This window comes from Agrobacterium sp. D14 (assembly GCF_001526505.1).
Classification (GTDB): domain Bacteria; phylum Pseudomonadota; class Alphaproteobacteria; order Rhizobiales; family Rhizobiaceae; genus Agrobacterium; species Agrobacterium leguminum.
In genome coordinates, this window is the sequence record NZ_ASXX01000027.1 from 23,721 (window position 1) to 34,302 (window position 10,582).

Annotated in this window: 9 protein-coding genes; 5 read left to right on the plus strand and 4 right to left on the minus strand. The window is 56.0% G+C overall.

All coding sequences use genetic code 11. From position 1 onward, the window contains the following. Positions 1-278 precede the first annotated feature (278 nt). The 5 genes from L901_RS16275 (at position 279) to L901_RS16295 (ending at position 5,131) form a co-directional block, all read left to right on the plus strand. A complete protein-coding gene (locus tag L901_RS16275) occupies positions 279-1,091 on the plus strand; it encodes an ABC transporter ATP-binding protein (protein WP_059758642.1) in 813 nt (270 codons plus the stop codon). Continuing rightward, the gene (locus tag L901_RS16280) at positions 1,088-2,131 is read left to right on the plus strand and encodes an iron ABC transporter permease (RefSeq protein WP_059758643.1); all 1,044 of its coding nucleotides are present in this window, start codon (positions 1,088-1,090) and stop codon (positions 2,129-2,131) included. Before L901_RS16275 ends, L901_RS16280 begins: the two co-directional genes overlap by 4 nt. Further along, the gene (locus L901_RS16285; RefSeq protein WP_059758646.1) at positions 2,128-3,168 is read left to right on the plus strand and encodes an iron ABC transporter permease; all 1,041 of its coding nucleotides are present in this window, start codon (positions 2,128-2,130) and stop codon (positions 3,166-3,168) included. Before L901_RS16280 ends, L901_RS16285 begins: the two co-directional genes overlap by 4 nt. Before the next feature lie 7 nt (positions 3,169-3,175). After that, positions 3,176-4,138, plus strand: coding sequence for an ABC transporter substrate-binding protein (locus L901_RS16290; protein WP_059758649.1), 963 nt, complete (start codon positions 3,176-3,178; stop codon positions 4,136-4,138). Between the two features lie 96 nt (positions 4,139-4,234). Then, entirely contained in the window at positions 4,235-5,131 is an 897-nt protein-coding gene (locus L901_RS16295; RefSeq protein ID WP_059758651.1) for a MurR/RpiR family transcriptional regulator, read from the plus strand. Positions 5,132-5,137: 6 nt separating this feature from the next. Here the strand turns inward: L901_RS16295 and L901_RS16300 are convergent, their stop codons facing one another. From L901_RS16300 to L901_RS16315, 4 genes are all read right to left on the minus strand, one after another. Continuing rightward, on the minus strand, positions 5,138-6,442 hold the full coding sequence (locus L901_RS16300; protein WP_147401546.1) for a hypothetical protein: 1,305 nt from the start codon (positions 6,440-6,442) through the stop codon (positions 5,138-5,140). A 154-nt stretch (positions 6,443-6,596) separates the two neighbouring features. Beyond that, positions 6,597-7,565, minus strand: coding sequence for an NAD-dependent epimerase/dehydratase family protein (locus L901_RS16305; protein ID WP_059758656.1), 969 nt, complete (start codon positions 7,563-7,565; stop codon positions 6,597-6,599). A 105-nt stretch (positions 7,566-7,670) separates the two neighbouring features. Next, positions 7,671-8,879: a glycosyltransferase gene (locus L901_RS16310; protein WP_059758659.1), complete on the minus strand. Its 1,209-nt coding sequence runs from the start codon at positions 8,877-8,879 to the stop codon at positions 7,671-7,673. A gap of 25 nt (positions 8,880-8,904) precedes the next feature. Continuing rightward, positions 8,905-10,146, minus strand: coding sequence for a hypothetical protein (locus L901_RS16315; protein WP_156430057.1), 1,242 nt, complete (start codon positions 10,144-10,146; stop codon positions 8,905-8,907). Between the last annotated feature and the right edge of the window lie 436 nt (positions 10,147-10,582).

Sequence of the window (10,582 nt, forward strand, 5' to 3'; positions counted from 1 at the left end):
TCTTGTCCCCGGCTGTCCCAAATCGTCATCGCGACGATGCACCGCTCTTTCAATTGATGAATGTAGTAGTCAACTTTATTTCCGCTTCGGCGCGGCAAAACGTCGGTACCGAAGGGTGCATTCGCGCTTCCCGGCGTGTCATTTCAGCCCATGACAGCCGCTTTTTGTTCAAATCGACCGGCAAAAACCGCTTTTTCGAACGCTATATACTTGACTACTACAGTCATCAATAATTCTGGTGGCAACGCATTCAGACGGTGACGAATTTGAACGACGGCATGAGACCCATAATCACGGATACAGGCCTTGCGGCGCAGGCAATCGAGCTTGCCTATGGCGACACGCCGGTGCTTGCGGATATGTCCATCGATGTCGCGCCGAACCGCTTCACCGTTCTGCTTGGCCCGAACGGTTCCGGAAAATCCACGCTTCTCAGCGCGCTTGCCCGCCTGCACCGGCCCGCACGGGGCCATATTCTTCTCAACGGCAGCGATATCTTCCGCCACCCGACCAAGGAGGTGGCGAAAAAGCTCGGCATGCTGGCGCAGCAGAACCATACGCCGGAGGGGCTTTCGGTTTTCGACCTCGTCTCCCGCGGCCGCTACCCGCATCAGGGATTTCTGAAGCAATGGAGCGAGGAAGACGCCCGCGCGGTGGAAGAGGCGCTGTCCGTGACCGGCATGTCCGAACTGGCGGAAAGAGCAGTCGACAGCCTTTCCGGCGGCCAGCGCCAGCGCGCCTGGATCGCCATGGCGCTGGCGCAACAGACGGATATAATTCTTCTCGACGAGCCGACTACCTTTCTCGATCTGCACCACCAGATAGAGGTGCTGGACATGCTGGCCGACCTCGTCGCCCACCACAACCGCACGATCGTGGCGGTACTGCACGACGTCAATCTCGCCCTGCAATATGCCGATCACCTGATTTTCCTGAAGGAGGGGCGGCTGCGGCACCGGCTGGAAACGGCGGCGGCCTGCGATGCCGGCATCATTGCCGATGTCTTCGACATGGCAGTTGCCCAGCTCACGCATCCGGTGACGGCGCGGCCGGTATTTCTTCCCCTGCCCGGACGGGCCGGCGCGGCATGATGCCCAACGGAACCAGCGCAAGCACCCTTGCCCTGCGGGAGCGGGCCTATGGCCGCACGCTCGCGGCAGCACTTCTCCTGCTGCTCACCATGCTGCTTCTGGTGCTGGCGCATATGGCCACCGGCCCGCGCCCCATTGCGCCGCACGTTCTGCAAGACCTGATATTCGCCTATGACGCCCGCAATTTCGACCAGCAGGTTTTGATGCGCCTGCGCCTGCCGCGTCTGCTGGCTGCGATGCAGGCCGGGGCCTGCCTTGGAACAGCCGGGCTTCTGCTGCAAACCCTGCTTCGAAATCCGCTAGGCGAGCCGCATATTCTGGGCTTGAATGCCGGGGCAAGCCTCGCTGTCGTTCTGGCGACAGTGATGCCGCTCGGGCTTATCGCAACGCCGCTGTTCCGCCCATTACTGGCGGCGACGGGCGCGGGCATCAGCTTCTCGCTCGTGCTTCTCCTTGCTTCCGCCGGGCGGCAGGGGCTGACGCCGGCAAAACTCGTCTTTTGCGGCATTGCGCTTTCCACGCTTGCCGCAACCCTCACCTCCGCCATCCTCATTCTCAATGAGGAAACATTGCAGCAGATGCGTTTCTGGCTGGTGGGCGATACGGCCGGCGTTTCCATGGCAACCATCGCCGCCGCCCTGCCCGCGGCCGCGATCGCGCTCGTCCTCGCTTTCGCCGTCGCCCCCCGGCTCGATCTTCTCGGGCTGGGCGACAGCACTGCCGCAGCGCTTGGCGTGCCGATCCGTTCGACCCGGCTTCTGGCGCTTGTCTCCATATCGCTGCTCTGCGGCGCGGCCATCGCCGTCGTCGGTCCCATCGGCTTCGTCGGTCTGGTGGTGCCGCCGCTCGTCGCACGCCTGAAAGCGGGACGGCTTCTGCTTGCCATACCCATCGCTGCACTCGGCGGCGCGGTTCTGTTGATCGCCGCCGATCTCGCCGCCCGCCTCATTCTCCTGCCGAAAGAACTGCCCACCGGCGCGATGACCGGCCTTGTCGGCGCGCCGGTGTTTCTCTGGCTGGTGCGCAGGGTGCTGAAATGAACCGTTACCGGGTTGTCCGACTGGGGCGCTTTTCCGTCCGCGTCATGCCGTCGCGGCTCACCATTCTGCTGGCGCTTTTCCTCTGCCTCATGCTTGTCGCCCTGTGGTCGCTCACCGCCGGCAGCCAGCATATTCCCGCCTCCGCCCTGTGGTCGCTTGTCACCGCAACCAACACCGATCCTGCGATGACCGACGCGGTCGTGGTTCTCGACTTCCGGCTCTCGCGTCTGGCGCTTGCGATGGTGGCCGGCGCCATGCTCGGCATTGCCGGCGCCATCATGCAGGCCACGACCCGCAACGGCCTTGCCGATCCCGGCCTGCTCGGCGTGCGCGAAGGCGCATCCCTTGCCGTGCTGGGCTGCCTGTTCCTGCTGCCTTCCCTGCCGGTCATGTTGCGCCCCATCGCGGGTGTTGCCGGCGGCATGGCAAGTGCCGCAATCGTTCTGACGCTCTCCGGCGCAACCTCGCGCCTGCGCTTCGTGCTGACCGGCATCGGCTTTTCATGGTTTTTATCAGCTTTGCTGCTTATCCTCATGGCATCGCTCGATATTCGCAATTTGCAGACAGCGATGATCTGGATGGCTGGCAACCTGCAGGGCGCTAGCTGGACCGCCGTTTCAATCCTCTCCGTCATCCTCGTCATCGCCCTGGGCCTTCTGCTCCTGACAGCGCGCGCCGCCGACGTGCAGGCGCTCGGCGATCATGCGGCGACGGCGCTTGGCGTCCATAGCCGCCTCCTTTCGGTGCTTCATGTCGCGCTTGCCGTCAGCCTCACCGCATCCTGCGTCTCCTTCACCGGCAGCATCGGTTTTGTCGGCCTGATCGGTCCGCATATCGCCCGGCTTCTGTTGCCCGGCGGCTCCTATCCCGGGCTTGTCATAGGTGCAGGCCTGACAGGCGCAATTCTGGTCGCAGCATCCGACACCATCGCCCGAACCGCCTTTTCACCGCTGGAGCTGCCGACCGGCCTCGTTCTTTCCGCCGTCGGCGCACCCACGCTGCTTGCTCTTCTCTGGTTTCACCGGCATCGCCTATAGGTCCCCCATGCGCAAAACACTTCTCGCCCTTCTTCCGGCAGCCACTTTTCTCCTCGGGACAGCCACGGCCCAGGCCGAAGAGACCAGCCGAAGCTTTACCGACGATCTCGGCCGCAGCGTTTCCATTCCGGCAAAGCCGAAGCGCATCGTGACGCTCCACGATATCGACCTCACCATTCCGCTGATCGAACTGGGCGTGACGCCGGTGGGCAGCCACGGCCGCATGGGAGCGGATGGCAAACCCTATCTGCGCTCCAGCGCCATTCTGACCGGTGTTGATTTCGACAATAGCGACATCGCCTATATCGGCTCCATCAATGCCGATCTGGAAGCGATCATCGCCCTCAAGCCGGATCTCATCCTGACCGAGCCTGACCGCCCCACCCCCGTTGAAAAACTGGCGCAGATCGCCCCCACCGTCGCCATCGACAATACCAAAGACGGCGCGCCGCATATTTACAAGGTGCTGGCCGAACTCACCGGCACGCAGGAGCGTCTGGCCGTGCTGGACCGGCGCTACCGCGCGCAGATCGAGGCGCTGAAGGCTTCGGTCGATACCGACGCCATCACGGTTTCGGTGTTCCAGCCGCTCAACGGCAAGATCAGCGTCTACCACACCTATCGCGCGCTCGGGCGGGTGCTGCGGGACGCGGGGTTTCGTTTCCCCACCATCATCGACGCCATTCCGGATGGCGACCGTATCGAAATCAGCGCCGAACGGCTGCCGGAACTCGATGCCGATATTATCTTCGATCCCTATCGCTCCGATACCGGCGCTTCGCCGCAGGCGGAAATCGACATGATGGAAGCCGTGATGCCGGGTTTCTGCAACTTTCTTCAGGCCTGCCGCAACGGTCGGTACATCCTCCTGCCGCGCGAGGAAGCGATTTCCAACTCCTATGCCGCACTCAGCCTCATGGTCTCCGCCGTCCAGTCGCATTTGACAGTGCGGCCAGCGCACGAAAAGTGACGGCAACGACCAATACGACAAAAGCGCTTGCCTCCCGGCTTGGCGCGCTGCTAATTCGTGAAGAAGAGTAGAAAACTCAGCTTCACGGAAGAATTCATGTCGGCTGGCGAAACGCATACATCAAGGCTTCGGCGCACCGACCGTTTCGGCGAGCAGCTGCGCAAGCGTCGCGACCGCCTGTCGCCGGGCCTGCTTGCCGTTGCCGAATATATTGACGGCCACCGCCATGCCGTTCTCGCCAAATCGGCACTGGAAATCGGCTTCGAGACCAATACATCCGATGCGACCGTCATCCGCGCCATACAGGCGCTCGGCTTTCAGGGGCTGGTCGATCTCAAGGAAACGCTGGAGGCCTATCTTGGCGTGACGGATTCGCCCGTCGAAAAAATGGCGGCAACGACAAAATCCATATCCGGCAACTGCGATGCGGCAATAGATTTCGTGCTCGACAATCAGAAAAACACGCTGGAGATGCTCTCAAGCGCAGAAAACCGCGAAGCCATGGCGGCGGCCGTGCGGCTTCTCTCGCAAGCGCGCGGCATCGGCGTGCTCGGCATCGGCGCCTCCGGCATCATCGCCACCTATGCGGCAAGGCTGTTCCAACGCTCGGGCGTGCATTCCTATGCGCTCAACGCCACCGGCATCGCGCTTGCCGAACAATTGCTCGAGCTTGAAAACGGCCACGTCCTCATCATGCTCCTGCACGGCCGCGCCCACCGCGAAGCCCAGACCGCCATAGCCGAAGCCGGCCGCCTCGACATCCCGATCATCATGCTGCTCGGCCAGGAAGACAGCGTGCTTAAAAAACACGCCAACGCCAGCCTCTTTCTGCCCCGCGCCAAAAACGAAGGCGTGGCGCTCCACGCCCCCACCTTCATCGCCATGGAAACCATGGCCCTCGCCCTCTCCGCCGCCTGCCCCGAGCGAAGCCTTGAGACGCTGGAGCGGCTGGTGGAACTGAGGACGTCGATCAGGCCGCATAAGCGGGTGTGATTAAATTCAGACCTTAACTATCTCTATGTCATAGAGAGTAAATGAGGGGGGTGAATCAATGAAAACACGCGTTTCAAAAGCATCCCCCTTCGCCATTTCCGCATGCACGCTATATTTGACAACGGATATGACATCATCCGTTCCCATAATCGGGGTACTCGCGAGTTGCTCGGCATGATTGGGAATACAACGGCAAAAATCTGCCTGCCCGCACACAACATCAGGGCTTGACGTGCTCTTGTATCTTATTTTGACCTCATATGTACCCGTCTCAAGTGGCAGGTAAGGACCAACGCAAATATAACCCTTCTGTTGTTTCGCTTCCCGACCACCATAGGGAACGATGGTGGTTTCGACAGCGGATTGCAGGTCGCAGGCAAACATCCTCTTGACTGTAACCTCGCCACCGCCATGCATCTCAACTTGTGCGGTCGGCGCATGATGCGGATTGTCGAGAATGTTTACAGGAACTATTATCTCGATAAATTTTTGTGCGTAAAACCAATCCCTTTCAGAGCCGCAAATCGAAAGATAAAGATTGTTGTCAGGCCCCTCAAACAAGGAAGTCGGGTCAATAATGCCATATCCTCTTCGAACAAGCGGCAAAAAGCTCTCATCTTGAGAAACGCTCAATTCGTTGGCCCCATTCAAAGACCAAAAAAACGGATAGTGTTGATATGGCGCTATCGTCGAATGGCCGAATCCTACCGTATGCTCTCCAAATTTCAGAGCATTGGAGCCGCCTCGCTGCACGGCAAATCCATCGTGCCTAGCCTTCGCATTCCACGGAATGTCTTTGTAATAGGCAACATTTCCTTGAGCCGTTTTGGGATCTATATTCAGAGTGACAAGAGGATCGAAGCCATGGACGACGCCTATATGCGTCCCATTGCAATAGGGAGCCCAGTTCTTTCCATAGTTAAAGAATGGAGTGGTAATATCAACAGGCTTCAGCTCACTTCGGGAAACACTATATAGATAATATTCCTTCTCCGTCTTCAGGGAGCCTCGATAGAGGATGATCAGATCTCCATCGAACACCAGCACGCGGGGATCATTTCCCGACCCCACTTTCCAGGATTCAATCTGAGTTAATCCGCCCTCGTCCTCCTCCCAGCAGGACAAAATTATATCACTAACGTAATTCGATGTGTCAGTCGGCCATTTATCCGGATCGAAAATTTCATGCTGCCGATGTGCAGACCAGTATTTTCCACCCCAAAAAGCAAAAGAAAAGAAACAGTCGACAATCCCACCCGTTTTGACTTCACTACATCTTTCGAAACCAGAATCCGTTCGATCAAAACGCAAGACGTCCTCCCCCGAGTTTGGCAATGAAAAGCCGACTATTTCGTTGAAATTGAGCTCAATCTCATCTTACCCAATGCGATTGGCGAACTTCATAGTAACGACCTCCCCCTGTTGGGGGAGGCCAAAATCGCTATCAAGCAGTGCTACGCCGATTTTAGCTGTTCTTGCGAATCTGCTGCTCGATCCAGGCGTAAGTCTTCTCAAGGCCGGCGGTCAGCCCGGCAGTAGGACGCCATCCGAGTTTCTCTTGAATCAGGCGATTGTCGGAATTTCTTCCACGCACGCCGGTCGGACCTGCAATGTGATTTTTGTGCAGCTTCTTACCTGCGATATCAGAAACGATGTCGACCAGCTGATTGATCGTCACCATCTCGTCAGAGCCGATATTGACCGGGCCTTCAAACGAGGGAGAGCGGGTCAGTCTGACGGTACCTTCCACACACTCGTCAATGTAGAGGAACGAGCGGGTCTGGTTGCCATCACCCCAGATTTCAATTTCACCGTTATTGGCGGCAAGCGCTACTTTCCGGCATACTGCGGCGGGAGCCTTTTCCTTACCGCCCTGCCACGTTCCCTCGGGACCGAAAATATTATGGTAGCGCGCTACGCGGTTCGCCATGCCGAAGTTGCGGTTATATGCCAGATACAAGCGCTCAGAGAAAAGCTTTTCCCAGCCATACTCCGAATCGGGAGCAGCGGGGTAAGCCGATTCTTCGCTGCAATTCGGATTATCCGGGTCTTCCTGGTTATATGCGGGATACATACAGGCAGACGACGAATAGAAGACTTTTTTGATGTTCCGCTTTCTGGCTACATCGGCGATGTTAAGGTTAATCGTCGCCGAGTTATGCATGATGTCGGCATCATGTTCACCGGTAAAGATATAACCAGCGCCACCCATATCGGCAGCGAGCTGATAAACTTCATCGAAACGCCTATCAACAATTGAACCGCAGAGGTCTTGGTTCCGAAGATCCCCAACTACAAAATCGTCAGCCTCGGTTTCGGTAAAGTCCGGGAATTTCAGATCCACGCCTCTGACCCAAAATCCCTCACGCTTCAGCCGCTTCACCAGGTGGCTCCCGATAAAGCCACCCGCTCCGCAAACCAGAGCTGTCTTCATTGCACTTGCCATATCTACCTCTGCTTTATGCTTGTTTGACTACACCCAGCATCGATTCCCGAGTGTCCTTGTTATTAAAACCACCAAAAGTCAAGCCATTTGGCTTTACCTGCCCCGCCGCCGTCTACGTCGTTTTTTTCGCTCAGCAAGTCGAACGATAACCCCCGTCAGCATTCCCCGGCGCAAAGATTCCTTGGCGAGATCCCCGAACGAAAGCGTTGACGCCTCCGCTCCCGTCATCCCTCTCCGCCGCAATTTCTTTAGCTGCCTGATGAACTTGGAGAACCTTCTCGAAGCGAATTTCACCGCATATAGGTACTTGTCGGCGAGAGCGGTTTCCTTCTCCCTCAAATCGGGCTTTGGCGTACTTTTGACGAGAAACCGAATGTCATTCACACTGGAGTTCCAGCGCTCTACGCCTTTCAGGTAATTCTCTCTCGCATTGTGCGCGACTTTTGAGGCATTCACCTCAATTAGAGCCTTACCGGCTGCATTTTTCCGAATAATATCATCATAGTTCAGGAGAATGCCGTTCACACCATCTATGATATATTCGTTCGCTGTCGGCTCATTATGCGCGACTACGAGCATTCCCCGCGCCAGAGCTTCGATCATCGACAGACCAATTCCCTCGCTGAAACGAGGGCAGATATAGACGTTGGAGCGGGCCAGCGCTTCCTTGTAACTCTGTGCATCATCGGTGAAGTAGGAAACGCTATCGCAACCGACTGGCTCCCATTCATCCGCCTGCTCCGTATCCGGCGCATTGTGAACATGCAGCGTTACATCAAGGTCTGCCAAGGCTTTTTCGCGCGACTGCAGTCGCGAGGAAAGCTCCTGCGCAAAAGCATAGGTCAAGCCCTGTTCCGGCCGTCTCTGCCAGAAGAAGAAGCGGAGCCCTTCCTCAAATTTGGCCTGCGGCACAGGAACGTGTTTCATATTATAATACTGGAAGTAAAAACTCTCGATCCCAAGCGACGTAAGCCTAAGATGCAGCGCCTTGGAAAAGCTGATAAATCGAGCCTGCTTCATCCCTATCCAATATATATCGGGAGCGTTCGCTACCCCGTCATACATTGGAAGACATACGACGCGTATTCCTCTCATCAAAAAATAAGGGGCGCAAAATTCGGTCTGCCAGCAGACCACCAAGTCATATGCCTTATCAGCAATCGACTTGATCAGATCGCGGCTATCCGTTTCCGCATAATAAAGATCAACTTCGAAGTCTTTCCGAAGAATATCAACAAAAAAATCGCTGGAGCGTGTTTTACGATGGAATGGATGATCTATAAAAGCTATATTTTTCTTCATCTTGCCAGCCCACGAATAGTAGCATTCAGCCCTGCGTCGAAGTCCTTTTCGTACAGGGAACGTGCATCGGCAACCATTGTGCGAACCGTATCCTCGTCGAGCCGGGCCAACTGAACCACTTTCTCCGAGAACTCACGATCGCTGTCAGCCAGAAATCCGTACCGTAGCGTTTTACCAGATCAGACATTCCCAGACCGGCGCTGCACACGAATAGGCGACCGATCGCCATTCCCTCCTGATAAACAGCGGAACCACGCAAGGCATAGGTATCGGAATCATAAGGCATGATAATTATATCGGCTCTCGAATACATTTCATCGATTTCCACCTGCGCCATTCTCGCAGGGTGCAAATCAAGCACATCCACAGACCGAAGCATATCCGAATATCTTGCCCGAAAATACTTATCGCTATCGCGCATATTCTGAACTTCGAATGTAGATTTACCTTCGCCCTGAAGCTTTATGATGCCTCTTATTATAGAATACAACCTCAAAAAGCCCTTATCCGCCCTTCCCTGGCCGGGGGAGGATATATTTTTAACCGCGCCCCATTTTATGGGCTGCAGCGGCAACGCAAAGGGGTAAGGAAGATATTCGACGTGGCTGCCCAGAATCCTTGAGGTAAATTCAGCATAAGTAATAGTCTCGGCAGAGAGTGAAATGGACATACCATCAGCCTGAGCCCTGCGAATAGCATCAAAGAATGTAGCACGCCCGAGTCCGCCGCTATACGTCGTACCCTCCGTAACGCCGATTAACCGGATGCCTATGCCGGGTCGCTCGTCTTCGCCAAACTCCTTCATATACTCCAAAAGCGAAACGACCCCGTAGTGCTCGGCACTCGGGAAAAAAATAACGTCGTCCTTTGTTATTTTATATTTGCGAAAGATCGACCGCCAGTCCTTCAGCGTCCGCCTTTTTGTATATTCAAAGCCGAGATATCTCTCAGAGACTGCATTTAGCAGGAACCGAATCCGCATTCCCAGGCTGGAGCCACCACGCGTTTTTGCTTTATTCGAGGAGCCGCCACCTGCAGGTTTTTTGACTGGAGGTTTTTGTGTAATTCCCGAATAGGGGAAATACAATACTCTTTCAACGAGTGAAGATTGTTCCGCATAGTCAGGAAGGTGTTGTGTTGCCAGACATATAGCCTCATCATAAAAGGGCTCCATGGCTGCCTTGAAAAGCACCAGCGCATTAAGGTTATGGCCGAAGGGAAGAACACACATGTGATCGACCAGGAATATGCGTTTTCTATTCGTCATTAACCTCTGCTCGCTCTCTCGATTCGACGACGTCTATCACAACTTGTAACAGTATCGATAGGCTGTAAAATCATTGCCGAATAATTTCCACAGCCCGACAAAGCCTGGAAATACTGACACCGCCCCAAGGCGTCATTTTCGTTTATGTGACTAAGACAATCGTACATTGAGTAAAATCTTGGCTTCCCATGCCAAGCTCCCAGGAGCCTGAATAGGTGACGGGAATGCCCAGTCATCGGCAGGACGTCAAGCGATAAGTTTGTTGTAGCAGTCTTATCGAAGCACATAGCCGCCTTCGCGACCGGCATCGACGCCGTCGCGGGCAAGACGCGCTAGAGGCGACCGGAGAGTTGCGGCCTGAAGATTCAAGGTCAACTTCTCTTGTAGTCATCCTCGATGCGGACGAGATCATCCTCGCCGATATAGGCTCCGGTCT

Coding starts and splice junctions, on each gene's coding strand:
- L901_RS16275 (WP_059758642.1), top strand. CDS start 279: ATGAGACCCATAATCACGGATACAGGCCTTGCGGCGCAGGCAATCGAG.
- L901_RS16280 (WP_059758643.1), top strand. CDS start 1,088: ATGATGCCCAACGGAACCAGCGCAAGCACCCTTGCCCTGCGGGAGCGG.
- L901_RS16285 (WP_059758646.1), top strand. CDS start 2,128: ATGAACCGTTACCGGGTTGTCCGACTGGGGCGCTTTTCCGTCCGCGTC.
- L901_RS16290 (WP_059758649.1), top strand. CDS start 3,176: ATGCGCAAAACACTTCTCGCCCTTCTTCCGGCAGCCACTTTTCTCCTC.
- L901_RS16295 (WP_059758651.1), top strand. CDS start 4,235: ATGTCGGCTGGCGAAACGCATACATCAAGGCTTCGGCGCACCGACCGT.
- L901_RS16305 (WP_059758656.1), bottom strand. CDS start 7,565: ATGAAGACAGCTCTGGTTTGCGGAGCGGGTGGCTTTATCGGGAGCCAC.
- L901_RS16310 (WP_059758659.1), bottom strand. CDS start 8,879: ATGAAGAAAAATATAGCTTTTATAGATCATCCATTCCATCGTAAAACA.
- L901_RS16315 (WP_156430057.1), bottom strand. CDS start 10,146: ATGACGAATAGAAAACGCATATTCCTGGTCGATCACATGTGTGTTCTT.